Below are 25,110 nucleotides of genomic sequence, written 5' to 3' on the forward strand. Positions count from 1 at the left end.
CATGAGCTTGCGCTATTCGCCATCGACCGGCGGCTTCTACGACACCGATGTCCACGCGGACATTCCCGACGATGCGGTTTACGTCTCTCCCTCCCGCCACGCCGAACTGATGGCGGCGCAGGCGAGCGGCGCGACGATTTCCGCCTCGGCCGATACCGGCAACCCGCTCGCGATCGCCGCCACCGCGCGGTCGCTCGAATCGCGGCGCGAACAGGTGTGCCGCGCGATCCGCCGCGAGGGTGAGCGCCGCGCCGATCGTGTCATGCCGCTCGGCCGGCAGGTCGCCCTGCTGCGCGGCGCGGTGCTGCGCGGAGCGGACATGTCCGAAGACGATCTCGCACGCTTCGCGGAAATCGAGGCCATCGATCTGGCATCCACCGCGATCGAGGAGGACATCGCCGGGCGCTCGCTCGCCGAGCTCGTCGACTATCTGATCGCGGACAATGCCCGCTGGGCCGATGGGAGCGCGGGCTAATGGCGAAAGTTTCCGATCTCCCAGCGCTGGACAAGGTCGACATCGACGGCAGCGAGCTCGTACCGACGGTGAAGGACGGGCAGACGTACGGCGCCCCGATCTCCTACCTGGGCGAGGCCGCTGCCGAGCGAGCTGAGGCAGCGGCACTCGCGGCCGCTGCTGCCGCAGCGCCGTACATCGATTACAACCAGTATTACGTATCAGCCAACGCCACAGGGACTGGAGACGGTTCGCTCGCGAACCCGTGGACGATGACGCAGGTACTTGGACCCGCAGCACCTCCAGGCCTCGTTCTGCCTGCGTGCTTCAACATCGAGGGCGATGGAGCAATCTACCTCAATACAGTGTTGGATTCGCGTTTACAGGGCGGCACGGCTGAACAGCCTATCGTGTATCGCGGTCGAACTGGCCAGACGAAGCCAATTTTCCGTTGGCACACTCCGATAACCTGGACACTCGAAATCGATGAAGACGATCGGCACGTCTATCGATCGAACGAAGCGTTCACTCCCGGCGCATTTATCTATTTCGGCGGGCACATCGATATCGAAGGGCAGTGGTATCCATTGCCAGTCGTGCCCATGGGCTCGCTGCTGAGTACGCATGGCCAGAACTACCGGGCCGATGGCAACTATTACCCGGGTCCGTGCCTCTCCCGCGATCAAACCAGCGGTAGGCTGTATCTCCGGCTCGACCCGCCCGATCCCGAAGCACAGCTTTCCGATCAGCGCTCGTTCGCCAGCAATACCAGCGCCGTTCTAGCGGAAAACACAATCATGGTGAGCGTGCAGACGGATGGCTGGCGCTACGGTGCCCCGCATACGATTGTCGAAGGCTTGCGGTTCGAAAACCATACAAACGGGGCCAGACCGTTCTTTGGAGCCGGTGCAAGGCTCGGCATAAAATTTCGGCGCTGTGAGTTCTTATCAACGCTCACGAGCATTTCCCTCGCAAAAATGCAGGAAAGCGCAGTTGAAGACTGTCAGCTTGATGGTGGTTTCCACCGCGATTGGTGGATGTGCTACGCCGACTTCAAGTTTGGTCAAACGATCGCTTCAAATACTCGCAAGTTGGCAATAAATCTGGGTGGATTTGAGGGCGAGTTCCTTACGAACGGCGTCAAGCTGGTTCGGAACGTCTTTGCAAATTGCTTCGACGCGTTGATCGGCGAAGGCCGAAACATCGAGGTCGGCGGCTATGATCCGCGCGATCCTCTCAGCGATGAGAAGGCGTGGGCAAACGCCAACCGATTTGAAAACATCTGGGACGATGCAGCGCAATTGCTGGCCAAGAACCAGGGCTTCTACATGCACCACAATTATCTGCTGTCGGCAGGCTGGTCGCTCGATGGCGCGAGTTCGGCCCTCGATCGCGGTGCGGATTGGCCTCTGATCTACAGCAACATCGTCTGGCCACAGGAGAAAATCTTCTACGGTCGCAAAGGAGCCCAGAGCGGAGAGGGGCAGTCGCTCGAAGGCATGGTTTATCCGGCGTCGTGGCTGACGCACGGCCTCCGTAGCGGTCAGAACGATTTCCGGTTCTGTCAGCACGTGGTCGGCAACACGATCGTATCGCGTTTGCCTGACGTTCGGAGCGGCCCGCCGAGCGTTTCCGCACGGGGTCTCGATTGGCAAATGACCCCTCGGGCTGCTGGGCAGCACTCAGGGGGCATGACGCTGATCCTGAACAACACTTTCGTGATGGACGGGCTCCAGGACTTCTACGAAGCATGCAATGCCTTAGGTCCTTGGAGCACGTTCAATTGGGCAACTAGCGACCTCCGTCTGGGCCGCGAAGATACAATCATCGACGGCAATGCATTTCTCGGACCGTGGGGGTTCTATGACCCGCTAGGCAATTCGACCGGCACGAACGACTATCATGTTCGCTCGGTCTACGACGAGGCAGGGAATCTGCTTGGCGAGCGTATGAGCTTCGCTGATCTCGCCGGCAACCCCGCCACCTTGGCAAAAATGGAGGCGATCTATGGCGCCCCCTTCCAGCAGGACGGTCTTGAGTTGCCGACCCTCGAGGCCGCGCGCGAAGTGATCAACGAGCTGACGCAGCAACCGCTGGCTAGTCAGACCGCGCTCCGCACCGGCGGCGTCGACCTCACAGAGCTTTCTCCGCGTTGGACCTATTGGCGACCAGGCAGGGTTGCGAAGTGACGCGCCAGCATAGCCTTCCCGAAGGATCGCCCAGGCTCCTCGATGAAACGGTAGGTGTAATGCGCGGCCGCGATGGTCGCCGCGAGGAAGCTGAGAATCAAAAGGTCAGCGCCCGGAGCAGGCAACTCGATCGCTGTATTTCCGTCATGCTTACCGAGGATGCCGAACACGCCTGCCGCAGAATAGAGACACAGCGTGATGAAGGCGTGAACGAGGTAAATCGAATAGCTCCGCTCGCCCAGATACGTGAATGTCCGATGGCAAAGGAGGTGAGAGAGCTTGCCCTGTTCGTAGGCGAAGAGGAGCACCACGAGGGCGAACAGCGGGACCACGAGCGCGCCCATCTCCATCGGGACGCGCGTAATGGCCAGGAACGTGGCGCCTATCGCCGCGACCTCCAGACCCGTCGCGAACGGCACGCGGATATTGTGCCAGAGCACCCATATCCTGTGGGTCAAAACGCCGAGGCCGAAGCCGCCAATTCCGCGAACCAGCGCAAGCACCACCGTGGCGTTCATGGTTTCGGGAACGGCGAGCGCATAGGCCATGCAACCGGCCCCTGCGACAGCGAGGATCATCCAGCCACTGCGGCGGCCGACGAGGCAAGCGAGCGCGAAACAGAAATAGGCGAACATCTCGGTGGAGATCGACCACGCGGGTGCGTTCCAGCTGTTGTAGGGCGTGGTGCCCCAGGCCTGGACTATGGCCAAATTCGCCGGAAGCCATGCAAGATCGAAGCCTTCGGTGAACGCGACGGGATCGTCGACGACGTTCAGTTGATTGGCGACGAGCAGCACGAGCTGGTGCGCGAGGAACAACCCGAGAACGAAAAGATGCAGTGGCCAGAGCCTGGCGATCCGGCGGACGATGAACCTGGTCGCCTCCCGCCAGCCGGCGGACAGCTTTTCGCCGCTCGAATGCGCGATCACGAACCCGGACAGGACGAAGAAGAAGTCGACGAAACGGTAGCTGGTTGTCGCGAGCGCCACGCTCGACAGCACCCCCGTGGTCTTAAGGTGACCGAAGGCGACGACGAGCGCGGCGATACCGCGCCAAGAGTCGAGAGCGGTGAAGCGGTGAACCATTCGAAACCCGCTACCTTCGCCGCGCTTGGAAAGAAAGCCAGAGAAGGGCAACAGCAATGACCGAGAAACTCGCCCAGAACGTGGCAAGCGCTTCGCGCGTCGGCCCGTCCAGCTTCGACGGCCATGATTGGCTGGTGATCTTCAACCTCGGCAGCAGCACGGCGCTGTTCCTGATCGCGCTGCTGTTCAGCGTCGACCTCGGCAAACGCATCTACGTCAACCGGCGCCGCGATGGATGGGATCACCCGGTTACGGTGTTTCGCGTCGTCCTGCTGCTGCTCTCGGCCGGGATCGTTCTCCGCAATGCCGCGCGCGCGGCGGTGCTGTGGAAGTGGGACCCTTCCGACCCATTCGGCACGAGCTTCACGCTGACGGTGCAGCGCTTCGTCGATCCGGTCGCCGACCTCCTGCAGCTCAGCGCGATCGCGCTCGCCATCGTTACCGCCCCGACGCTGATCAACCAGTTGCGCAAGGTGCCCTGGCTGGTGCCGATCAGGCAATCGCTGCCCGAGCTGATGCGTCCCGCCACCCTTGCCGCCATGTCCTTCGTCGCCGCCTTCGGCGTGGTGGTGACCCGGTGATGGAACTGCGCCTGGGGGCAAGCGCGGCGGTTGCGGCGGGCATCGTGGCGACCGGCGCGCCGGGCCGGCACAGCCCGGAAGTGTGGCAGATGCTCGGTTATCCGTTCGAAGCGGCGGGCATGATCGCCGCGCTGTTCGCCTGCATGTGCGCGCGGCTGTGGAGCGCGGACCAGCTTCGCCACCGCAAGACGTTTCGCTGGAGCCTCGACATCCCGGTCAGCGCGTTGACCTTCGCGGCGACGATATGCGCCGTAATCGCGCTGCGCCCCTCCCCTTGGGCCGGGCTGCTTTACGGCGCCGGGCTCGGCGTGATCGGCGAGGGGCTGTTCCACTACGCCCGCAAGTTCGCGGACAAGAGCGGGCTATTCGAAAGGACCGAACAATGATGATCGCCCTGGACGAACGGCTGAGCGCGAACTTCACGCTCGGCGAGATGATCCGCTCGGAGAGCGCGTCGCGGCGCGGGATCCGCAACGAACCGGGCGAAGCCGAGATACGCGCGCTGCGCCTGCTGTGCGAGAAGGTGCTGCAGCCCGTCCGCGAGCACTACGATCGGCCGCTCGTAGTCACCAGCGGCTTTCGGTCCCCTCGCCTCAACACCGCGATCGGCGGCAGCGCCAGCAGCCAGCATTGCAAGGGCGAAGCGGCGGACTTCACGGTGCCCGGCGTCAGCAATCTCGAGGTTTGCCGCTGGATCGAGCGCACCCTCAACTACGACCAGCTCATCTACGAGTTCGGCGAGAGTGGCTGGATCCATTGCAGCTTCTCGGCGCACCGGATGCGCAACATGGAACTGAGCGCGGTCCGCCGCGGCGGCCGTGTGCAATATTTGTCCGGCTTGCGGGCATGACGGCGCTGTTCTCACGCATCTGGCCGCACCTCGCGGTCGTCGCGCTCGTGATCGGTGCCATCTGGTGGATCGACCACCGCGGCTACCAGCGCGCGCAGGGCGACGCGAAGTTCGAACGGACGGTGACCGCGCTGCTGATCGAGAAGCGCGCGGGTCAGCTCGAGGCGGAACTCACGGACCGCCTCGCCGAGCGTGATCGCGTGCTGGTCGACCGCCTCGCTTCGCTCGACGGCATCGAGCGCACCGTTATCCAACCTGTCATTCGAGAGGAGCTGGCCAATGCGCCGCATCTGTCCGATCCTGCTGCTGGCTATGGCGAGCGGCTGCGCGACGCCATCAACGACGCCATCCGCCAGAGCGCCGGTCCCGCCGCCCCTGTCCGCGACGACCGCTGAGCCCTGCCCGCCGCTGGCTCTGCTGGCGAGCGACACCCAGGCCGAGCTCATCGCCTGGGCGGCCTTGTCGGCGATCGCTTACGCGCGCTGCCAGGGCAAGCAAGCCGCCGCGGTTGGCGCTTATGCCGATGCGCGCGCGACAGCGATCGAGGCGAACGCGGAATGAAGAGCGAAGACATTCCCGCCGACCTTGCTGCTCTTGTGCGGATCGGCACCGTGACCGAGGTCGATCTCGCTGCGGCGCTGTGCCGCGTTCGCTACGGCGACCCCGATGACGAAGGCGGTGGCGCGGAGAGTCCTCCGGTACGCTGGCTCGCTCCGCGCGCGGGAGACACCCGTGTATGGTCGCCGCCGAGCGTGGGCGAACAGGTGCTTCTCCTCGCACCGGACGGGCAGATCGGCGCGGCGGTCGCGCTGTGCGGCATCGTCCAGGACGCATTCCCGCCGCCGGGCAATGATGCGGTCGAACTCATCGAATTCAGGGATGGCGCTCGGATCAGCTACGATCCCGATGCTCACGCGCTCGAAGCACTGCTCCCCGGCAATGCCACCGCGGTGATCGCGGCACAGGGCGGCATTACGCTGCGCGGCGACGTGACGATCGAAGGCGAGCTCGATGTTTCGGGCGACACCCGCATCGGCGGCAATGCGGACATCGCCGGCGATCTCGAGGTGGCGGAGGATGTCATCACCGGACCGGTCAGCCTGCGCGAGCACGGCCACAGCGGAGTGCGGTCCGGCACCGAGGTATCGGGACCGCCCGGATAAGCGCGTCTCGTAAACGGCGCTTCCACACCCGGCCTCGCTGGAAATTTCCGCGCGACCTCGGCTTCAACCGCTGCATGAACGGCATGAGCGCGAAGACCGGCAAGCTGCTTTCGGGCGATGCGCATCTCGCGCAGTCGATCTTCGATATCCTCTCGACCCCGCTGGGCAGCCGCGTGATGCGGCGGGATTACGGCTCGTTGCTGTTCGATCTCGTCGATCGTCCGATCAACGGCGCGTTGCGCATGCTGCTTCATGCAGCCACCGCCATCGCGCTGCGCCGCTGGGAGCCGCGCCTGCGCCTCGAACGCGTCGAACTGGGCGGCGAACCCGAACAGGGCGCGCTCACTCTCCGCCTCACCGGCTTTCGCACCGATCTGCCCACGCCGAACGCCCGCACCCAGCTCACCATCCCGCTTCATCGCGGCCTTGCCGCCCCGACTGCCTGAAGGATCAGCCATGCACGGTCTCACCATCCTCGAATCCGCCACCGGTCCCCGCTCGATCGGCCGTGCCAGCCTGGCCGTGATCGGCATCGTCGCCACCGCGACCGCCACCGGCGAAGCGCAGGCCGCGCTCGACCAGGCATTTCCGCTCGACACCCCCGTGCTGATCGCCGGAAACGTCGATGCTGCGGCGGGCAAGGCTGGATCCGGCGGCACGCTCGGTCCAGCTCTCCGGGCGATCGGTGATCAGTCGAGCCCGATCGTCGTCGTCGTGCGCGTGGCGGAGGGCGACGATCCCGCCGAAACCGCCACCAACGTGATCGGCGGGACCGATGGCAACATCTATACCGGCATGCAGGCGCTGCTCGCGGCCGAGGCGCAACTCGGCGTCCGCCCGCGCATCCTCGGCACCCCCGGCCTCGACAGTGCTGCCGTCACGGCGGAACTGATCACCATCGCGCAGAAGCTGCGCGGGATGGCGTACGCGGCGGCGATCGGCGACGACGTCGCCGAGGCCAAGATCTACCGAGACACCTTCGGCGCGCGTGAGCTCATGCTGATCTGGCCCGACACCAGCGCATCGACCGCGTTTCCCGGCGATATCGTCGCCCGCGCGCTCGGGCTGCGCGCGAAGATCGACGAGGAGCAGGGCTGGCACAAGACGATCTCCAACGTCGTGCTGGGCGGCGTTACCGGCCTCTCGCGCGACGTCCATTTCGATCTACTCGATCCGTCGACCGAGGCGGGCGATCTCAACGAGGCCCAAATCACCACCGTCATCCGGCAAAGCGGATTCCGCCTCTGGGGCAACCGAACCTGTGCGGGCGAGCAGCAGCCCGAATTCAGCTTCGAGAGCGCCGTGCGCACCAGCCACGCACTGCAGGACATCATCGCGCTGATCGTCGCGCCCTTCCTCGACCAGCCCATGACGGCGGCGCTGATCAAGGACTTGCTCGAAACCGGCAACGCGCGCTTCCGCCAGCTTGTCGTCGAAGGCCGCATCGTCGGCGCCGAGATGTTCTTCGACGAAGACGAGAACAGCGCACAGGAGCTAGCCGCGGGCCGACCCAAGTTCCGCATCCAGTACACGCCTGCCGCGCCGCTGGAGAACCCCTCGGTCGATCTGCAGATCACCGATTTCTACTACACCGGCTTCGCCGACCAGCTCGTCTGATCCAGGCCGGTTCCCCCGAAATTCTGAAGGAGCACGACAATGGGCCTCCCGCGCAAGCTCAAAAACCTCAATGGCTTCGTCGATGGCGAAAGCTTCCTCGGTGTCATCGCCGAATTCGAGGAGCCGAACCTCGCCCTCGCCACCGAGGACTGGCGCGGCGGCGGCATGCTCGGCCCGGTCAAGGTCGATCTCGGGCTCGAGGCGATGGAGGCGAAGCTCAAGATGGGCGGGCACACGGCTTCGCTCATCCGCAAGTTCGGCACGTCCGAGGTCGACGGCCTCCGCGTGCGCCTGGTCGGCGCGTATCAGAGCGACGATGGCCGCCCCCCCGAGGCGGTGGAGTGCTTCATCGGGGGGCGCTTCTCGGAGATCGCGCCGGGCACGTCGAAGGCCGGTGACGATACAGAGCACGAGTATACCGTTCCGCTCTCCTACTACCGCCGCGTCGTGAACGGCCGCACCGAAATCGAGATCGACATGATCGCCGGCCGCTTCATCGTCGACGGCTTCGATCGCTACGCCGAGATCATGGCGATCGTCGGCGGATAGCGCACCCGAGGTCCCAGCCCGGTCCTTTTGCGGGGCGCCGGGTGACGGATGGACGGGCCGGCGATCGCCTTTGCATCGTCGGCCCGCTTCCAGCCCCGCGCATCCGCCCTCAAGCAGTGAAGCGATAGGGCGATCCAATACAGGAGCCCCGCATGACCGAAGTTGCCACCCCTCCCCAGCCCGACAAGCCCGACCGCGCCACTGTCACGCTCGCCACGCCGATCGAGCGCGGCGACACGAAGATCGAGACGCTCGACCTCCGCAAGCCGCGCGCGGGCGAGCTGCGCGGCCTGTCGCTGCAGGACATCCTCACCAGCGAAGTCGTTGCGCTGCTCACCCTGATCCCGCGTATCACCAACCCGCCGCTCAATGCCGACGAAGCCGACAACCTCGATCCCGCCGACCTCGCCGAGATCGGAGGCTCTATTCGCGGTTTTTTTATGACGCGGGCGGAGCGGGACGTGATCGAGCGGATGATCGGGGACCAACGGCCGAGGAGCTGATGGTCGACATCGCCGCGATCTTCCACTGGCCGCTGAGCGAACTGCGCCAACTGACGCTCGACGAGCTGATCGACTGGCGCGAGCGGGCGATCGCCTGGTGGAACCGCGTCAATCGGTCGGCGCCTGACCGGTGAACAACAAGCTCTCTCTCCTCGTGAACTTCGTCGGCGTCGACAAGATGTCCGGCGCGCTGCGCAACATCGTCGGCCTCGGCAAGCGTGGGTCGAGTTCGCTCAACGCCCTGCGCGGCGAAGGGCGCAAGCTCGAAAACCAGCTCCGCAAGGTTCGCTCCGAACTCGGCCGCAGCAGCGGGAATGTCACCGAATTGATCGACCGGGAGCGCGAGCTCGAGCGGGCGATCGAAGGCGTGAACGGTCAACTCGAACGCCGCAAGCGCCTCAACGCGATCGAGGCGGATCGCCGGGCGATGATCGCGCGCGGCGAGGACCTGAAGAATCGTGGCCGCGAGAACATCGTCCAGGGCGCCACACTCGCCGCTCCGCTGATCCTCGCCACCAAGTCCGCCGCCGAATTTTCCAGCGGCATGGTCGATATCCAGCAGAAGGCCGAACTCAGCGACGCGGCGACCGACAGCCTGGCAAACAACATCGTTCGCATGTCCCGCGCGGCGAAGCTGATGCCCGAAGAGATGCGCAGCGGTCTCGACCTCCTGCTTGCCAAAGGCATGGACCTCGACGCCGCCACCGTTGCGATCGGGCCGGCCGGACGCCTCGCAACCGCCTACAAGGTCGATTTGCCGGATGCCGCCGGCGCCGCCTATTCGAGCATCAAGAACCTCAAGGTCGCGAGTGCCGAGACGGCGCGTGTCTTCGACATCATGGCCGCTGCCGGTAACGAGGGCGGGTTCGAGGTCGCCGACATGGCCCGGCACTTTCCGTCGCTCACCGCGCAGATGCAGGCACTGGGCGAGAAAGGCACGCCCGCCGTCGCCGACCTGTCGGCTGCCCTGCAGGTCGCCATGCACACGGCGGGCAACGCGGACGAAGCCGGTAACAACATCAAGAACCTGCTCGCCAAGATCAACGCCCCGGCGACGATCCGGGCGTTCAAGAAGAACTTCGGCGTCGACCTGCCGGCGGCGATGCAACGGCTTCAGGAACAGGGTTACGGCTCTCTCGAGGCCATTGCCCTGCTGACCAAACAGGCGACCGGCGGAGACATGAAGCGGCTTGGCTTCGCGTTCGAGGACATGCAGGCGCGTCAGGGGATCATGGCGCTGATCCAGAACATGGACGAATACCGGCGCATCCGCGCTGCTGCCACCGATTCCGAGGGCACCGTCGATCGTGGCTTCGATCAGCGCGCGACACGCGACGCCATGGTGAACTGGGAAGCTTTCAAGTCCAGCGCCTCTCAGCTTGCCATCACCTTGGGCACCACGCTGCTGCCTGTTGCAAGCGAAGCCATGACGATGATCGGCGGGCTCGCCAGCTCGGTTTCCGAATGGGCCCAGGCGAACCCCCGCGCAGCCGCAACGCTGACGAAGATCGTCGCCGGTCTCGCAGTGTTCAAGATCGGCCTGGGCGTCGCGCAGTTCGCGCTCGGCGGGCTTCTGGGCCCACTGGCCAACGTCATCGCCGTGACGCGCAAGCTCGGCGGCGCAGCGCGTCTGTTCGGCATATTCCGCACCGCCGCGCTCTTCATGGCGCGCGGTGTCATGCAAGCCGGGCTGATGATGATGGCCAACCCCGTGGTCCTCGCGATCACCCTGATCGTCGCCGCGATCGCACTCGCCGGGTACATGATCTACAAGCACTGGGACACGATCAAGGCCGCCTTCTGGAAAGGCGTCGCTGCGGTCGGGCAGGCGCTCGGATGGGTTCGCGACCGCCTCGTCGCCGGGTTCGCCTACTGGGCTTCGCTCCATGTTCGCGCGCTGCAGATCGGCAAGCAGATCGTCGCCGGGCTTGCGCGCGGAATCATGGCTGCGCCCGGCGCGGTCTGGAACGCGCTCAAGCATGTCGTCATGGGCGGCATCGGTCGGGTGAAGGACTGGCTCGGCATCAAATCCCCCTCGCGCGTGTTCATGGCGATCGGGCAGCATAGCGCCGAGGGCATGGCGCTGGGCATCGAGCGGCGCGGCCGTCGTGCCGTCGGCGCGGCCGGGCGCTTGGCGCGCGGCGTAGCGGGAGCCGCTGCGCTCGGGCTCACACCGGTTGCGGCATCCGCCGGCGGGCAAGCCGCTGATGGCCGCGCTTCGCCCGTCTCGGCCGCTGCTGCAGCCGCTCCCGCGAAAATCGAAATCCATATTCACCAGTTGCCCGGTCAGGACGCGAAAGCACTGGCGCAGGAAGTTCGCCGCGAGCTCGAGCAGTTCGACGCCATCAAGCGCCGGCGCGACTATCAGGATCCCGACTGATGGCCTCCCTTCCCTTCACCGGCCCCACCCCGCGCCATCTGCTCACTCTCGGCATGTTCGTTTTCGGCATGGACACGCTCGCCTATCACGAACTCACCCACTCGATCGAATGGCGCCACGGCACGACCGATCGCCACCAGGCGCGCCCGGCTTCGCAATATCTCGGCCCGGGTCCCGAAACGCTGAGTTTCTCGGGCGTCTGCATTCCCGAACTCGGCGGCGATTACGGTGCGTTCGAGACGATCCAGGCGATGGGCGATACCGGCGACGACTATCCCCTTCTCGACGGCTATGGCCGAGTATTCGGCAGCTACCGCATCGTCCGGCTCGAGCGGCAGCACCTCGTGGTGCTCGCCGGCGGCGTCCCGCGCCACACCGGCTTCCGCATCGAGCTCGAGCGGGTATCCTAGGATGGCAGCGAATGTTGCCGGGGTCGCGCTTTCGGTCGAAGGCGGCGCCGATCTCGCAGATCGGGTCGATCCTCGTCTGATTTCCATGCGCTTGACCGAGGCGCGCGAAGGGGAAGCCGACGAGCTCGAGCTGACGCTTCAGAACCATGACGGCCTGCTCGAAACGCCCGAGACCGGGCGCTACCTCATCCTCGCGCTCGGGTGGCGCAGCGGCGATGCCGTTGCCACCGGCATGGTCGACAAGGGGCGCTTCAAGGTCGACGAGGTCAGCGAATCCGGGCCGCCCGACGTGGTCACCATCCGCGCCCGTTCGGCCGATCTCACCGGCACGTACCGCAAGCGCCGAACCGAGATATGGCAGGAAACCACCCTCGGCGCGATCCTCCAGCGTATTGCCCGCCGCAACGAGGGAACCGCGCGCATCGAGCCGGCCCTCGCGGCGATTGCGATCGCCTCGATCGAGCAGGAGGGCAAGAGCGACATGGCCTTCGTGCGCGATCTCGGCCGTCGCTACGACGCCGTCGCCACGTGGAAGGATGGCATTCTCATCTTCCTCCCGATCGGCGGCTCCGCCACCGCCGGCGGGACGCCACTGCCCGCGCGCACTCTGCGCAAGATCGACGGATGGGCCTGGTCGTTCACCCGCGCCGATCGCGAGGACAACGACGGGGCGGAGGCGCAATGGCACGACAAGGCGGCCGGCCGACGCCGCACGGTCAAGGTGGGCGGCGACAACCGCAAGCGATTGAAGCGCGTCTACGCATCGGAGGCCGAGGCGCGCCAGGCCGCAGACGGCGCCATGTCACGCGCGCGGCGCGAACCCTACAGCTTCGACTACGAGCTGGCGATCGCCGATCCCGAGCTGCAGCTTGATCAGACGATCACGCTCGAGGGTTGGAATACGCGGATCGACGGGCGACGGTGGATCGTCGAAAGCATCGAAACCCACTACGGCGCGGGCGGGCTGATCCAACGGATCAAGCTCGAAAGCGCCTAGGTTTTAGGCAGCTTGCCTAAAATTTTCGATCGCTTCGACAATCTGCTCCGCCTTTTTGGTGGCTAGGCGTACCTGGACCGGGCTCAAGTCCTGGCATTCGACCTCGATATTCGCCGCATCAGTGTCGTCCGCTTCGGCAACTTGTGTTTCGAGGATAACGGAGCGCCACGCGCAGCCTGTCGTTTGATCGACGGCCACTGCTCCCTCGCAGCCGTTGCTTAGGCAGAAAGCGACGTTGCGCTGCCCTTGATAATCCCCGCGCCACGCTGCTGGCCAATCCCGCCGCATGAAGGTCGTGCGCGTCACTTCGCACTGCTCGGTTGTGCAAGAAGCAACCACCGGCGGTGCCGGCGCTCCGGTCGGCAATGCCACAGCTTCTATCATAGCTTCAGCTTCGGCACGGGCAGCCGCGAGATCAACTGTCTCAACCGGGCCGGAAGGCTCGCTCTCAGTTTGGTCGGCATCGCAAGCTGCCAGCATCAACGCCAAGACCGCGATCGCAATACGCATAGCTTCCCCTTCACTCATCCCATTCCGGATCAGGCCACCAATCCTGCCCGACCGTCTCTTCCGCTGCAACTGGCTCCGGCACACGCGGTGCGTCACCGTCGAACGCCACCCTGATCCATGCGCCGTGTCGACTCTTCGCCTGAAAAACCGCGACGATCTCCCGCCCCTCCCGGATCAGTGCTCCGATCCGGCCGCACCGTTCCGCGCTGAGGTAACCGATCTGCACGCCACGCGCGGAGAACACCGCGACCGCGCGTTCGTCGTGCCTGTTCTTCGGTTCAGGACGCAGCTCCACCGGCTCGCCCGGTGCGCACAGCAGGATCTCGAACCTCCGGTCGGACTTGTCGCGGTTCGGATAGCCCGCACCTACTACCGCCAGCGACATTTGCGGCAACGACCGCGGTGCCGATGTCACAAGCGGCCCGACTTCCCGCAAACGCGCCCGATCACGAACAGCTCGCCATCCGTGGCGACCTCGTCGCTGATGACCGGGTTGTCCGACATGATCTTTACAGAGCCGTCCGGCATCGGCCGCAGTCGCTTGATCATGCCGACGCCGCCGAACACAATAACCCAGATGCGATCGCCGAGGTTGTCCAGCCAATCGGTCTGCGACCGGTCGATCAGCACGATGTCGCGGTCATGGATCGTCGGGGCCATCGAATCGCCCATGCCGCGCGCAAAGGCCAGCATATGCGGCGGCGAATCCGTGAACTCGCGCACCCAGCTCAAGGGGAAGCTCTTCTTCTCGATCTCGACCGAATCGCTGTCGAGGAACGCCCCGCCCATGCCGTAGGCAAAATCGATGCTGTCGATATCGACCTGTTCGGGATCGACCACATCACCTGCGTATTGAGGTGATGCATGCTGGCCATCAAACCGCACGCCGGGATCGGGATTGTCCGTTTCGCCCCTTAGATACTCGATCGTCGTCTGAAGCGCGTTCGCGATTTCGGGGAGAAACCGGGGGTGTTGCACATCGCCCTGGAGAAGCCTGTTGATCGAAGGTTGCGCCAGACCCACTGCCCGCGCGAGCGAGGACTGCGTAAAACCCCGCAATTCCATCCGATTTCGGATTCGAGAAGCTATTACCGCCGGCACAAGGTTTGCCTATACGCATTCGCATAACTGAGCGACATACGTTTTGCTATTGACCAGTTATAGGCATTGCTATAGCTAGCGTGGTCATGAGCCAACTCACACGCTTCGAAGCATTGACGGCAGCCGTCCAGGGAGCTGGAAGTCAGTCGCAATTTGCAAGAGACCTTGCGGTTTCCCAGCCCACGGTCTGGCGTTGGATCAATCAGTCCAAACAACTCCCCGCCGAGCATGTGCTCAATGCCGAACGCCTCTACGGCGTTTCGCGCCATGATCTTCGGCCGGATATCTATCCCCGCGAGACGATGGTCGATCGCGGCACCCCCGACCGCTTCGTTGGAATCGACCTTCGCGCGCGCACCGGCGAAGGTCGTCAGCAAGCACAGGTGTCCTGATCGATGCGCGTTTCCTGCCATATCGCCCCTGTTCGCGCCGTCGCCCCCACGGCGCCCGGACTTCCCCGAGTAGCTGTCTGCGGCCTCACCACGCTCGCGTCATGTGAAGCTTTCGGCGAACTTTTCACCGGAGCTTGCGCATGAGCCTCCCGCCCGACGAACAGCGCCAGGCGCGAGTCGTGCGCGAGCTGATCCACGCCGCCGGCGGGGTCGAGGCTTGCGAGCGCGACCGCGAGAAGTCGAAATCGCTGTTCAGCGCCTACCAATCGCCCAACGATCCGCGCTCGATGCCCCTCGACGACATCGAGTTCCTCGAGAGCGTTACCCACGGCAAGCTCGGTCATCCGCACGTCACCCGCTATCTGGCGCGGCAGGCGGGTTGCGTGCTCCTGCCCCGTCCCGAGGTTCCCCGCGATCGTTCCGACATTATCACGCTGCTTGCGCGGCAAGCTCGCGAGCGCGGAGAATGCGATCCCGAGCTGCTTACCGCGCTCGCCGACGGCAATATCGATGAGGACGAAGCCGAGCGGCTGATCCCGATGATGCGCCAGCGTCTCGAAACCGACGCCCACATGCTCGCCCAGCTCGAGGCGATTGCGGGAAGGAGCGTATCATGAGCGGTGAAGGCGCCATCCTCGCCAGCGGTCCGCTGATCGAGGCTCCTCTCGAATTCCGCCTGCGCTCGGGTGGTAAGCTCTCGCCCGACCGGGCGTTCGTCGTCTGCCCGAAGTGCAACGCACCCGCTGGCATCCGCCATTCGGAGCGCGTCACCCATACCGTCAAGCATCTGATCGCGCACTGCTCGAACTCCGGCTGCGGCCATATCTTCCGCATGGAGCTCGTGTTCGTGCACTCGCTGGTCGAAGGCAACATCGTCCGCCCCGATCTCGAGCTGCCCGTCTGCCCGCGCGATCAGGTTCCACACGTTCTGCCGCCCGTCCGCGACGGGCCCGACGAGGAAGAGCAGCGCTCGATGTTCGCCACCGGCTGAGCCGGACGAACCCGCACCACACCGATTGAATTTCGAACGGCCGCGCTCCGGTCGAGGGGGAAGCTTTGTCTCACCGAATTATCCAAACAGGATCCTCAAGATGTCTGCTCGCAGGTGCTGCGCGATGAACCGGCGCGCCTTCCCTCAGAGCGTGATCGACGGAATTCTGCGCCAGTTTCCCGGCATCTCCGCCGTGCGCGCCCATCAGATCGCCCGCGACCGCGAGGCCATGCGCCGGCGTGCTCCGGCCCTGCGGCGAACACCCATCGAGACGATCAATTACATGCCGGAGGGCGGCGACCGGTGAACCTCGAAGCCGAAATCCTCAAGGGCCTCCAGGAGCGCTTCCAGTTCCGCAAGACGCGCGGCGACTGGCTGCAGGAAGGCACCTGCCCGCAATGCAACAAGCGCGAGGCGTTCGCGGCGGCGAAGGACCCGAAGGTCGTTCGCTGCGGCCGCGCCGATCGCTGCGGATGGGAAGACAGCGTCCGCCATCTCCTGCCCGATCTGTTCGAAGATTGGTCGAAGCGTTTCCCTCAATCCGAAGAGAACCCCGACGCCGCGGCCGATGCCTACCTCCTGCACGAGCGCGGGCTCGATCTTCGCCTTCTGCGCGGCACCTATTCGCAGGAACTCTACCGCGACGCGAAGAGCGGCAACACCACCGCCACCATCCGCTTTCCCATCGGCGAGAGCTTCTGGGAACGGATCATCGATCGCGCGGGCCGCTTCGATCGCAAGGCGCATTTCCAGCGTGGCGGCAAATGGTCGGGTCACTGCTGGCTGCCCAACGGCACCACGTTCGAAACGCTCGCCCGCGCCGATGACATCTGGATAGCCGAAGGCATCTTCGATGCCGCCGCGCTCGCCCAGGTTGGCATGGATGCCGTCTCGAACATGAGCGTAAATCCGTGGCCCGAGCATTTCCTCGCCGCGCTGCGCGCCGAGATCGAGATACAGGGCCGCAAGACCCGTCCCCGCCTGGTCTTCGCCTTCGACGTCGGTACCGCCGGCGTCTTCTACGCCAAGAAGCACATCGCGCGCGCGAAGCGCGAAGGCTGGGACGCGACCGCCGCGCAGGTCCGCCCCGATGGCGAGGGCGCCAAGCTCGACTGGAACGACCTCCTCCTCCGCCATCTCGGATGGAAGGGCGACAGCGACGAGGCACCGCTCGGTCGCGAGGCGATCGACGACTATCTCCACAACGGCGCGATCACGATCGCCGAAACGCCCCGCGAGAAGGCGCGGCTGATCATCGAGCGCGCCGAAAGCCGCGCGCGCGCGATCTCCTCGTTCGATATGCGGCATGGCAACCGCCTCTGGTGGGTGACGACGAAGTATTCGGAGGAGGACGGCCGCACCTTCGACGTGCGCGAGATCGCCAACTGCGCGTTCCGCCTGCTCTACCGCGAGCGCGACGAGATCGCCGACGAAACGAACTATTTCCTCCGCGTCGACTTCCCGTTCGAGAACCGCCCGGTCAAGGCGCGCTTTTCCTCCGCGGCCTGCGCCAACAGCGCCGAGTTCAAGAAGCGGCTGATGGCCTTCGCCGGCATGTGGACTGGAACCGGCGACCAGCTCGACCGGATCATGCGAGGGCAGACGCGCCGCTTGAAGACCGTCGAGCCTGTGCCCTTCACCGGATACGTCGCCGCGCACCGTTGCTGGCTGCTCGGCGAGCTGGCGGTCCACGATGGCCGCACGATCGGTGTCAATGCCGAGAACTACTTCGACATCGGCAACGCCGCGCTCAAGCCGCGCAGCACCGAGAGAATGCTCGAAATCGAATACGATGCCGATCGGCAGAAGTTCGACTGGCTGCCCGATCTGTGGACGGCATTCGGGCCCAAGGGTCTCGTCGCCCTGGCGTTCTTCACCATGTCTATTTTTGCCGTGCAGATCCGCGCGCGGCAGAAGTCGCTCGGCTTCCTCGAGATCACTGGCCTTCCCGGCGCCGGTAAATCCACCCTGATCGAGTTCCTGTGGAAGCTGCTCGGCCGCGCGGGATACGAGGGCTTCGATCCGAACAAGGCGACGAACGCCTTTATCGCCCGCACGCTGGTCAAGGTGTCGAACCTGCCGGTCGGCCTGATCGAGGGCAATCGCGACGACGAACGGCGCAGCCATGCGCGCGCTTTCGACTTCAACGAGCTACTCGTGCTTTACAACGGACGGTCGCCGCGCGGCATCGGCCGCAAGAGCGGCGGGTATGAAACCGACGAGCCGCCGTTCCTCGGCTCGATCTACCTGATGCAGAACGAGCGGATCGACGCGATCCCCGCCGTGCTCGAGCGCCTGATGTCGATGAACATCGACAAGGCCCGGTGGTCGCCCGCGACGAAGGACGCTGCGATCCGCCTCGAGGGATGGCCTATCGAGGAGCTGTCGGGGACGATCGTCCATCTCGCCCGCAACGAGGCGAAATTCCTCCCGTTCTTTTTCGAGCGGTTCAAGCACCACGATTCCACGATGGCCGAGCGTGTCGACGGCCTGCACAACGCGCGCCCGGTCAAGTGCCACAGCCAGCTCGCCGCCGCGGTCGAAGCGCTGGCGCACCTGTTCCCGGCTTGCCGCTCCGAGTGGATCGCCGAAACGCTCGAGCTGATCGACGACATGGCGCTCGACCGGCAGCAGAGCGCGGGCGGCGACCATCCGCTCGTCGCCGACTTCTGGGACAAGTTCGAGTTCCTCCTCTCGCGCGAGACCGACGACGCCTACGAAAAAGGGCAGAGCGTCAACCAGCACCGCAAGCCAGGCGAGAAGATCGCGGTCAACCTCCCGCACTTCGAATCCCGTTGCCGCAACGCCGGTATCGCCCCGCCGCCGATCGACCAGCTCAAGAAGGTCCTGCGCGGTAGCAAGTCGCGAAAGTTCCTGCGCTTCGGCGGCGTCAACAGCCCCACGGGCAGCACCAGCAAGTGCTGGATTTTCGAGCAGCCGCTCCGTCCGCGGGAGCCGATCATATGAACGCGCTCAAGCAGCGGAGCGGTAGCGCGGAGAGCAACGCGCTCAAGCAGCGGAGCGGTAGCCCGACCGAGAACGGTTCCGAGCGCCTCAGGGTCTGGCAAGGCATCGAAGCCGCCGATCCTCCCGAGAAGGCCCGCGACTATGCGGACCTGCTCGAGATGGCCGAGCTCATGCTCGAAGCGCGCCGTAAGCGTTTCCCCGCGCTGGTCGCCAGTGGCGATCTCACCGCCGAGGAAGCCGATCGGCAAATTGCCACTCATGCCGAGATCGCTGCCGAATGGCGCTGGATTGCCAGCGGCGAAGGCGATCCCGCCAGCCTGCTGACGCTCCACGATCGCCGAGCTGCCCTCGATGACAGCCTTTCCACCATCGCCAGCATCGCGCGCAGGCGCGGCGGCTTCGGCGGAGACCTCGCCCACCAGGCGCAATGCGTAATCGCCTTGCGCTGGCACCTCGAGCCCGGCCGCGACACCGTGGGTCTGGCCGCGCTCACCCACCAGCTGCGCCGCGAGGCGCGCATCCGGGCCGAACGGCCCGCGCGGGAGAACGCGCATGTCCAATGAAATTCACGCTCTCACCTGCCCCTGTCCGGCTTGCCGAGGGCGACAAGCATTCCGCCGGCGCATCTTGCGAACGCCCGAGCCCTTGGATCGCACCTTCCTGACGTGCGTCGCGGCAGTCTGGCTCGCCGCGGTCGCGACCGCACTCATCCTCATTTTTCGTTGAAAGGAGCCCCGCAAATGGCTGATTCTCATACGTTCATCTGTCGCTGTAGCGCCGAGTTCAAAGGGATGGCATCATCGCCGCCGCAGGGCTGGTCCCGCATCGGTGAAGAGTTGATTTGCGACGACTGCACGAGCGCGCTGCATTTCACGTTCGGTAATGCCAGCGAGGCACCACCGACGCCGATCCGGGCGAGCGGGAAGGATAGCGCCACCGCGATCCTGCTGCGGTCGGGCGTCTACCTCGATCTCGCGGATCCCGACTGCACCCGGATCGCACCGGCCGACATCGCCGCCGGGCTACGCCAGCTGCGCTTCGCCGGCCAGAGCGCCAAGCCTTACACGATCGCCCAGCATTCGCTTCTCGTTCTCCGCCTGGTCGATCCGGTCGCCAATCAGCTGAGGAACCAGGCAGCCGCGCAAAGCTTACGCCGCTGCGCCCTGCTCCACGATGCCGCCGAGGCATTCATTCACGACATCACCCGGCCGCTAAAATCGCAGCTGCCGGACTACCGAGCCTACGAACGCGCCTTCGAAGACCGCCTGTTCTCCGAATTCGGCGTGGAATGGACGAAAGTCCGCAAGGGCATCGTCAAGCGCGCCGATATCGCCGCGCTCGCGATCGAGAAGCGCGAGCTGCTCGACTGCCACGATCCCTGGCCGATCCTCGAACGACTGACAGGCAACGAGCGCTGGGCGGCGCTCAACACCCCTCTCGGCCGCATCTGGTCGCTCGACGAAGCCGAGGCTCGGTTCCTCGACGCCTTCAACGCCCTCTTTCCCCAGCACGAAAGGATCGCGGCATGACCTGCAACTGCATCGAGGAAATGGACGCTCAGCTCGCGGACCATAACACGAAGCTTGGCGTGACCTTCGGCTTTGGCCGCGACGGTTCCAACTACACGTTACCGAGCATCGTAACCGAGAAAGTTGAGAAGCGAGTTCGCAAAGGCCCTGCTCTCGCGATCCCCACCTTCTGCCCCTTCTGCGGTCAATCTTATCGCGGCGCCGCTGGTGCACCCTCGACGGGATGGCAAACCCAGATCGAAGCGGCTCCGATCGGCGAAGACGTCGAAGTGTTCGGTCGCTGCGAGGATTGGAAAGAAGAAGACGACGACAAGCGTCGCGTCTTCACCGCCCGGCGCACGAAATCGCAACCTAACCTCTGGTGGATGGCGGACCACAGCCTCCGCCACGTCGAAGACGTAACGCACTGGCGACTGCCGACCGGACCGATCTCTCCGATGAATGACGGAGAACAATCATGAGCCGCTACGCCGCAAAGACCGAGGTCACTTCGGAGAAAAGCCGCGCGGAGATCGAGCGCACCCTCACTCGCTATGGGGCGGACGGCTTCATGTACGGGTGGCAGGGCGACCGCGCGATGATCGCGTTCCGCATGAACGCACGCCAGATCAAATTCGTTCTACCCATGCCCGATCGCCAGGCGGACGAATTCACCAGCTACATGCGCGGCAGCGTGCAGTACGAGCGCGAAGAAAACGCCGCGCACAAGCTCTGGGAGCAAGCCTGCCGCCAACGCTGGCGCGCGCTCTCGCTCGTCGTCAAGGCCAAGCTCGAGGCGGTCGAGTGCGGCATCAGCGAGTTCGACGACGAGTTCATGGCGAACATCGTTATGCCCGACGGCTCGACGATCGGCCAATGGGCCCGCCCCCAGATCGCCGACATGTACGGCTCGGGCCAGATGCCGCCGCTGCTCCCCGGACCGGGAGACGAGGCATGATAACCGCGCAACGCCTCAAGGGCGCGGCGATCGGCTTCGTCATCGCCGCCGCGGTTCTAATCCTCGACCGCTGCATGGCGGGCGTCCTGCAATGCGATGCCGCGGGAACGTGCCCATGGTGACCGCCCGCAAGATGTCGATCGCCCAGCAGTCGGCCCGGCGCGACCAGCTCGACCGCCTGCGCGTCGAGCGCGGGCTGACCGATCGCGAAGCCGCCGAAGCCGATTGGCTGAGCCACACCCTCTACCTCCGCGAATACCGCGCCCAGCGCCGCGAACGCTTCGGCCATGCCGACGCCCTGCGCCGGCGCCGCGAACCGAAAGGAGCTCTCGCATGAGCCACCATGACCACACGATGCCCGCGCTGCAGATCGGCCGGGCAAGCGATATCCTCCCGAAAGCAGCCGAAGCCGCTGCCCGAACCGGCGTCCAGGTCGACACCGTCGACCACAACCGGATCAGCGAAGCGATGGCCCGCATCCTCGACGAGCGCCTCAAGCACTTCGACCACGGCCACACGTTCGAAAAGGACCTCATCCAGGACGAACGCTTCCTGCTGCAACGCTCCGCGCGCTACGCCGGCAGCGCCACCGAGGACATCCAGTTCCACCGCGGCGACTGGCGCAAGATCGCCATCCGCAACGCCGCCCGCGCCGCCGCCCTCCTCCTCGCCTTCATCGAAACCCAGCTCGAGCGCATCGCGCAGGAGCGGTCTGAAAATGGCCGCCAGTGTGGGTGACGCCGAACGCCATATAGTCGAGATCCGGAAACTGGGCCGCGTCGTCGCGACACTCTATTGCGGCGATGCCTACAGGATCCGCCCAACCCTCGGTTGGTTCGACGCCGACATCATGGATCCGCCGTATCTGTTCGACAATCGCGGGGGCGGTGCATTTCGCAAAAGTAGGGCCGGCGCCAACCTGATCGTCGAGGAAGAACTCGATCAAGGCTTCGATACCTCGATTATCAACCCGCTCCTGTGTGGAGCGACCGTCGTGTTTTGCCACAACGACCAGCTCGCCGACCTCCTCCCGCATCTGCGCGGGAACTTCCACCGGCACGTGACGATGTTCTGGATCAAGCCGAACCCGTCGCCGATGCGCAACAAGCACTACTTGGCCGACACCGAGCCGTTCGTGCACGCGTGGAGCAAGGGCCACCACCCGGTCGGCGATCATCACGACATGCACCGCTGGATCACCGCGGGCACGATGCCCGCGAAGACCTTCGGCCACCCGACCGTGAAGCCGCTGTCCGTCATGAAAAAGATCGTCGCCAACGTGAATGGCAGCACCATCTGCGACCCGTTCATGGGCACCGGAAGCACCGGCATCGCTGCCGTTCGCGCCGGAAAATCCTTTACCGGAATCGAGAAGAACCCCGCCCATTTCGAAACCGCTGTAAAGCGGATCGGCGACGCGATCGCTACCCAGTGAGCGCACCCGCCCGCCCTGCACTCCGCATCATCAACGGCGGATTGGCACAGCCTAGTGCAGCGAAGGCGGCAGCGATCGAACGTGCGCGTAGGCTTGCGCGACGCGATCTTTCTCGCATGATGGCGGCGGAAGGACGATCGCCCCGCTCATGATCAATGCGATTCTCTACGCTCGCTACTCGACCGCGATGCAGTCGCAAGCATCGGTCGAAGACCAGTTCCGTCTCCTCCGGCAGCGAGCCGAGCGCGAGGGTTGGGCGGTGCTCACCGAACAGGCGGATAGGGCGATCAGCGGCACCGTCCGAGACAGGCCGGGCTTGCTCGCAGCGATGTCAGCGATCGAGGGAAGGCAAGCCAATGTGCTGCTCGCCGAGAGTCTCGATCGCATTTCGCGCGACCAGGAAGACCTCGCCAATCTCTACAAGCGGGCACGCTTCGCCGGGGCACGCATCGTCACTCTATCCGAAGGCGAGATCGGCACGCTTCACATCGGCATGGGCGGCACCATGTCCGCACTGTTTCTCGAGCAGCTCGGCGAGAAGGTCCGCCGTGGTCAACGAGGCGTGGTGGCCGGCGGCCGGATCCCCGGCGGAATTTCTTACGGCTACCGAAAAGTCCAGGAATTCGGGCCTGATGGCGAACCGGTGCGCGGACTACGCGAGATCGACGAATCCCAGGCGACGGTAATTCGGCGCATCTTCAGCGAATACGCTGAGGGCATGAGCCCGCTGAAGATTGCAAGACAGCTCAACGCCGAAGGTGTGCCCAGTCCGCGCGGCGGACACTGGCGGGCCAACGCGATCACCGGACACCGGAAGCGGCGCAACGGCATCCTCAACAACGAGCTCTATCGCGGCCGAATTCTGTATAACCGGCAGTCGTTCCGTAAGGATCCCGAGACCCGCAAGCGCGTCTCGCGCGCCAACGACATTGATGAAATGGTAGCGCAGGACGTTCCTGAGCTCCGCATCGTCGAAGATGCGCTCTGGGAACAGGTCCAGGCGCGTCTGGCAAGTTACGGTGAGAAGCCGTCCGTGCACGCAAGGCGACCGAAGCGCTTGCTATCCGGGCTGCTCAAGTGCGCCGAATGCGGCGGCAGCTACACTATCGTCGCCAAGGATTACTGGGGCTGCTCAGCGCGGCGACAGACTGGAACCTGCACTAACCGCGCTACGATCCGCTCGGCCGAGGCCGAGCAACGCGTTTGGGTGGCGGTCCGTGAGGAGATGCTCCACCCCGATGTAATCGCCGCCTACATCGATGAGATGCAGAAGGGCGCTCCTGCAGTCCGCCGAGCTCGCATCGCCGCCCGTGCGGGAGAGGACAGGCGCCTCGCCGAGATCGAACGCGAGCAGGACCGCATCACGGATGCGGTGATCGCCGGAGTGCAACCTGAAAGACTAAAGCCGCGTGCCGACGCCCTCGCGGCCGAGCGTGCGGCCATCGAAGCGTCGCGGGATGATCTGTCCGATCTCGATCGACTGCTTTCGCATCCAGCATTGGCCGCATCTTACCAGCGTCGCTGCGAATCCCTCGCTGCATTCGCCGCCGGCGATGCGGCCAACGTCGCCATGGCGCGCGAGATACTCGTCGACCTGGTCGACAGGATCGAAGTCACACCACGCGCAGATGGCGCAAAGGGCGTCGATCTCCTCCTCCACGGGGATCTTGCCGCAATCCTCGGCATCCAAAACGACGAAAGCCCCGCAGTCCGGAAGGACGGCGAGGCTTGTTCGCTAAAGATGGTTGCGGGGGTTGGATTTGAACCAACGACCTTCAGGTTATGAGCCTGACGAGCTACCGGACTGCTCCACCCCGCGGCACCAATGTTGCGTCTGCCGGAGACGCGAAGAGGGCCGCATGGGCCCTCTGGAAAAGGGCTCGAGGCCCTGACAGTGAATGGGTTTTTACCGCGCTTCCGCCAACTGCAATGCCTGGCGACGACCTACTCTCCCAACGCTTGAGCGTTAGTACCATCGGCGCTGCCTGGTTTCACGGCCGAGTTCGAGATGGGATCGGGTGGGTCACAGGCGCTAGGGTCACCAAGCAATGAAGCTGGCGGAACGCGGTTTCCAAATCGATGCAACCTTTCGGGCGTATCTGGCCTGACAACTCCTTGCGCATCGCAGACAAGCCTTCACAAGACTGTCGTTGATGGTGGGATTCAACAAGCGCGAACAGAACTATTAGGACCGGTTAGCTACACGCATTACTGCGCTTCCACACCCGGCCTATCAACGTGATGGTCTATCACGGTTCGATGATTGCTTATCTTGAGGGAGGCTTCCCGCTTAGATGCTTTCAGCGGTTATCCCGTCCATACATAGCTACCCTGCTGCACCGCTGGCGCGATGACAGGTACACCAGAGGTATGTTCACCCCGGTCCTCTCGTACTAGGGGCAACTCCTCTCAACAATCGACGCCCACGGCAGATAGGGACCAAACTGTCTCGCGACGTTCTGAACCCAGC

The 25,110-nt window shown here is 64.7% G+C and carries 33 protein-coding genes, 1 tRNA gene, 2 rRNA genes and 1 pseudogene; 29 read left to right on the forward strand and 8 right to left on the reverse strand.

The features are described 5' to 3' along the window. The first annotated feature begins 1 nt into the window (after position 1). Positions 2-475, forward strand: a complete 474-nt coding sequence (locus tag ACE3QC_RS06810; protein ID WP_374406521.1) for a hypothetical protein — start codon at positions 2-4, stop codon at positions 473-475. After that, positions 475-2,643, forward strand: a complete 2,169-nt coding sequence (locus ACE3QC_RS06815) for a hypothetical protein (RefSeq protein WP_374406523.1) — start codon at positions 475-477, stop codon at positions 2,641-2,643. The genes ACE3QC_RS06810 and ACE3QC_RS06815 overlap by 1 nt, the downstream gene beginning before the upstream one ends. Here the strand turns inward: ACE3QC_RS06815 and ACE3QC_RS06820 are convergent. After that, complete coding sequence (locus ACE3QC_RS06820; protein WP_374406525.1) at positions 2,613-3,728, reverse strand: acyltransferase family protein; 1,116 nt, start codon at positions 3,726-3,728, stop codon at positions 2,613-2,615. The genes ACE3QC_RS06815 and ACE3QC_RS06820 overlap by 31 nt on opposite strands. A gap of 56 nt (positions 3,729-3,784) precedes the next feature. Between ACE3QC_RS06820 and ACE3QC_RS06825 the strand changes: the two genes are divergently transcribed. The 13 genes from ACE3QC_RS06825 (at position 3,785) to ACE3QC_RS06885 (ending at position 12,778) form a co-directional block, all read left to right on the forward strand. Continuing rightward, positions 3,785-4,309 (forward strand): hypothetical protein, encoded by a 525-nt coding sequence (locus ACE3QC_RS06825; protein ID WP_374406527.1) that lies wholly within the window; start codon positions 3,785-3,787, stop codon positions 4,307-4,309. Next, the gene (locus tag ACE3QC_RS06830) at positions 4,309-4,695 is read left to right on the forward strand and encodes a hypothetical protein (protein WP_374406529.1); all 387 of its coding nucleotides are present in this window, start codon (positions 4,309-4,311) and stop codon (positions 4,693-4,695) included. The genes ACE3QC_RS06825 and ACE3QC_RS06830 overlap by 1 nt, the downstream gene beginning before the upstream one ends. Continuing rightward, on the forward strand, positions 4,692-5,159 hold the full coding sequence (locus tag ACE3QC_RS06835) for a D-Ala-D-Ala carboxypeptidase family metallohydrolase (RefSeq protein ID WP_374406530.1): 468 nt from the start codon (positions 4,692-4,694) through the stop codon (positions 5,157-5,159). Before ACE3QC_RS06830 ends, ACE3QC_RS06835 begins: the two co-directional genes overlap by 4 nt. Further along, a complete protein-coding gene (locus ACE3QC_RS06840) occupies positions 5,156-5,554 on the forward strand; it encodes a hypothetical protein (RefSeq protein WP_374406532.1) in 399 nt (132 codons plus the stop codon). Before ACE3QC_RS06835 ends, ACE3QC_RS06840 begins: the two co-directional genes overlap by 4 nt. Before the next feature lie 162 nt (positions 5,555-5,716). Beyond that, positions 5,717-6,322, forward strand: coding sequence for a phage baseplate assembly protein V (locus ACE3QC_RS06845; protein WP_374406534.1), 606 nt, complete (start codon positions 5,717-5,719; stop codon positions 6,320-6,322). An 83-nt stretch (positions 6,323-6,405) separates the two neighbouring features. Continuing rightward, a complete protein-coding gene (locus ACE3QC_RS06850) occupies positions 6,406-6,768 on the forward strand; it encodes a GPW/gp25 family protein (RefSeq protein WP_374406536.1) in 363 nt (120 codons plus the stop codon). A 10-nt stretch (positions 6,769-6,778) separates the two neighbouring features. After that, positions 6,779-7,939 (forward strand): phage tail sheath subtilisin-like domain-containing protein, encoded by a 1,161-nt coding sequence (locus ACE3QC_RS06855; protein WP_374406537.1) that lies wholly within the window; start codon positions 6,779-6,781, stop codon positions 7,937-7,939. Between the two features lie 39 nt (positions 7,940-7,978). Further along, positions 7,979-8,488 carry a phage major tail tube protein gene (locus tag ACE3QC_RS06860; protein WP_374406539.1) on the forward strand — a complete coding sequence of 170 codons (510 nt, stop codon included), beginning with the start codon at positions 7,979-7,981 and terminating at the stop codon, positions 8,486-8,488. Positions 8,489-8,640: 152 nt separating this feature from the next. Then, positions 8,641-8,991, forward strand: coding sequence for a phage tail assembly protein (locus tag ACE3QC_RS06865; protein WP_374406541.1), 351 nt, complete (start codon positions 8,641-8,643; stop codon positions 8,989-8,991). After that, on the forward strand, positions 8,991-9,125 hold the full coding sequence (locus ACE3QC_RS06870) for a GpE family phage tail protein (RefSeq protein WP_374406543.1): 135 nt from the start codon (positions 8,991-8,993) through the stop codon (positions 9,123-9,125). Before ACE3QC_RS06865 ends, ACE3QC_RS06870 begins: the two co-directional genes overlap by 1 nt. Before the next feature lie 293 nt (positions 9,126-9,418). After that, on the forward strand, positions 9,419-11,371 hold the full coding sequence (locus ACE3QC_RS06875; protein WP_374406545.1) for a phage tail tape measure protein: 1,953 nt from the start codon (positions 9,419-9,421) through the stop codon (positions 11,369-11,371). After that, entirely contained in the window at positions 11,371-11,781 is a 411-nt protein-coding gene (locus ACE3QC_RS06880; RefSeq protein ID WP_374406547.1) for a phage tail protein, read from the forward strand. Before ACE3QC_RS06875 ends, ACE3QC_RS06880 begins: the two co-directional genes overlap by 1 nt. A gap of 1 nt (position 11,782) precedes the next feature. Then, positions 11,783-12,778, forward strand: coding sequence for a contractile injection system protein, VgrG/Pvc8 family (locus ACE3QC_RS06885; protein WP_374406548.1), 996 nt, complete (start codon positions 11,783-11,785; stop codon positions 12,776-12,778). Positions 12,779-12,781: 3 nt separating this feature from the next. Here ACE3QC_RS06885 and ACE3QC_RS06890 read toward each other — a convergent pair whose 3' ends face one another. The 3 genes from ACE3QC_RS06890 to ACE3QC_RS06900 are packed head-to-tail and all read right to left on the reverse strand — an operon-like array spanning position 12,782 to position 14,389. Then, positions 12,782-13,288: a hypothetical protein gene (locus ACE3QC_RS06890; protein WP_374406550.1), complete on the reverse strand. Its 507-nt coding sequence runs from the start codon at positions 13,286-13,288 to the stop codon at positions 12,782-12,784. 10 nt (positions 13,289-13,298) lie between these two features. After that, positions 13,299-13,673 (reverse strand): HIRAN domain-containing protein, encoded by a 375-nt coding sequence (locus ACE3QC_RS06895; RefSeq protein WP_374406552.1) that lies wholly within the window; start codon positions 13,671-13,673, stop codon positions 13,299-13,301. A gap of 26 nt (positions 13,674-13,699) precedes the next feature. Beyond that, the gene (locus tag ACE3QC_RS06900; protein WP_374406554.1) at positions 13,700-14,389 is read right to left on the reverse strand and encodes an XRE family transcriptional regulator; all 690 of its coding nucleotides are present in this window, start codon (positions 14,387-14,389) and stop codon (positions 13,700-13,702) included. A gap of 86 nt (positions 14,390-14,475) precedes the next feature. Between ACE3QC_RS06900 and ACE3QC_RS06905 the strand changes: the two genes are divergently transcribed. From ACE3QC_RS06905 to ACE3QC_RS06970, 14 genes and pseudogenes are all read left to right on the forward strand, one after another. Next, positions 14,476-14,781: a YdaS family helix-turn-helix protein gene (locus ACE3QC_RS06905; protein ID WP_374406556.1), complete on the forward strand. Its 306-nt coding sequence runs from the start codon at positions 14,476-14,478 to the stop codon at positions 14,779-14,781. Positions 14,782-14,921: 140 nt separating this feature from the next. Next, a complete protein-coding gene (locus tag ACE3QC_RS06910; protein WP_374406558.1) occupies positions 14,922-15,398 on the forward strand; it encodes a hypothetical protein in 477 nt (158 codons plus the stop codon). Then, positions 15,395-15,772 carry an ogr/Delta-like zinc finger family protein gene (locus ACE3QC_RS06915; protein ID WP_374406560.1) on the forward strand — a complete coding sequence of 126 codons (378 nt, stop codon included), beginning with the start codon at positions 15,395-15,397 and terminating at the stop codon, positions 15,770-15,772. The genes ACE3QC_RS06910 and ACE3QC_RS06915 overlap by 4 nt, the downstream gene beginning before the upstream one ends. 124 nt (positions 15,773-15,896) lie before the next feature. Further along, on the forward strand, positions 15,897-16,079 hold the full coding sequence (locus ACE3QC_RS06920) for a hypothetical protein (RefSeq protein WP_374406562.1): 183 nt from the start codon (positions 15,897-15,899) through the stop codon (positions 16,077-16,079). After that, positions 16,076-18,739, forward strand: coding sequence for a toprim domain-containing protein (locus tag ACE3QC_RS06925; RefSeq protein ID WP_374406564.1), 2,664 nt, complete (start codon positions 16,076-16,078; stop codon positions 18,737-18,739). The genes ACE3QC_RS06920 and ACE3QC_RS06925 overlap by 4 nt, the downstream gene beginning before the upstream one ends. Beyond that, the gene (locus ACE3QC_RS06930; RefSeq protein WP_374406566.1) at positions 18,736-19,302 is read left to right on the forward strand and encodes a hypothetical protein; all 567 of its coding nucleotides are present in this window, start codon (positions 18,736-18,738) and stop codon (positions 19,300-19,302) included. The genes ACE3QC_RS06925 and ACE3QC_RS06930 overlap by 4 nt, the downstream gene beginning before the upstream one ends. Positions 19,303-19,461: 159 nt before the next feature. Next, the gene (locus ACE3QC_RS06935) at positions 19,462-20,268 is read left to right on the forward strand and encodes a hypothetical protein (protein ID WP_374406568.1); all 807 of its coding nucleotides are present in this window, start codon (positions 19,462-19,464) and stop codon (positions 20,266-20,268) included. Beyond that, complete coding sequence (locus tag ACE3QC_RS06940) at positions 20,265-20,729, forward strand: hypothetical protein (RefSeq protein WP_374406570.1); 465 nt, start codon at positions 20,265-20,267, stop codon at positions 20,727-20,729. Before ACE3QC_RS06935 ends, ACE3QC_RS06940 begins: the two co-directional genes overlap by 4 nt. Continuing rightward, positions 20,726-21,205 carry a hypothetical protein gene (locus ACE3QC_RS06945; RefSeq protein ID WP_374406572.1) on the forward strand — a complete coding sequence of 160 codons (480 nt, stop codon included), beginning with the start codon at positions 20,726-20,728 and terminating at the stop codon, positions 21,203-21,205. Before ACE3QC_RS06940 ends, ACE3QC_RS06945 begins: the two co-directional genes overlap by 4 nt. Beyond that, positions 21,202-21,327: a hypothetical protein gene (locus ACE3QC_RS06950; RefSeq protein ID WP_374406574.1), complete on the forward strand. Its 126-nt coding sequence runs from the start codon at positions 21,202-21,204 to the stop codon at positions 21,325-21,327. Before ACE3QC_RS06945 ends, ACE3QC_RS06950 begins: the two co-directional genes overlap by 4 nt. Continuing rightward, the gene (locus ACE3QC_RS06955; protein ID WP_374406576.1) at positions 21,321-21,542 is read left to right on the forward strand and encodes a hypothetical protein; all 222 of its coding nucleotides are present in this window, start codon (positions 21,321-21,323) and stop codon (positions 21,540-21,542) included. The genes ACE3QC_RS06950 and ACE3QC_RS06955 overlap by 7 nt, the downstream gene beginning before the upstream one ends. Positions 21,543-21,559: 17 nt before the next feature. After that, the gene (locus ACE3QC_RS06960; protein WP_374406578.1) at positions 21,560-21,943 is read left to right on the forward strand and encodes a hypothetical protein; all 384 of its coding nucleotides are present in this window, start codon (positions 21,560-21,562) and stop codon (positions 21,941-21,943) included. Next, entirely contained in the window at positions 21,924-22,640 is a 717-nt protein-coding gene (locus ACE3QC_RS06965) for a DNA methyltransferase (RefSeq protein WP_374406580.1), read from the forward strand. The genes ACE3QC_RS06960 and ACE3QC_RS06965 overlap by 20 nt, the downstream gene beginning before the upstream one ends. 148 nt (positions 22,641-22,788) lie before the next feature. Beyond that, positions 22,789-23,847 (forward strand): annotated as a pseudogene (locus tag ACE3QC_RS06970) (recombinase family protein); the annotation flags it as partial. A gap of 192 nt (positions 23,848-24,039) precedes the next feature. Here ACE3QC_RS06970 and ACE3QC_RS06975 read toward each other — a convergent pair. From ACE3QC_RS06975 to ACE3QC_RS06990, 4 genes are all read right to left on the reverse strand, one after another. Continuing rightward, a complete protein-coding gene (locus ACE3QC_RS06975; protein ID WP_374406582.1) occupies positions 24,040-24,330 on the reverse strand; it encodes a hypothetical protein in 291 nt (96 codons plus the stop codon). 52 nt (positions 24,331-24,382) lie between these two features. Beyond that, positions 24,383-24,459, reverse strand: a tRNA-Met gene (locus tag ACE3QC_RS06980). Positions 24,460-24,571: 112 nt separating this feature from the next. Next, positions 24,572-24,686: ribosomal RNA gene (gene rrf / locus ACE3QC_RS06985) — 5S ribosomal RNA — on the reverse strand. Between the two features lie 120 nt (positions 24,687-24,806). Beyond that, positions 24,807-25,110 (reverse strand): 23S ribosomal RNA (locus ACE3QC_RS06990); the annotation flags it as partial.

The organism is Pelagerythrobacter sp., from assembly GCF_041912895.1.
In the GTDB taxonomy this organism is placed as follows: Bacteria; Pseudomonadota; Alphaproteobacteria; order Sphingomonadales; family Sphingomonadaceae; genus Pelagerythrobacter.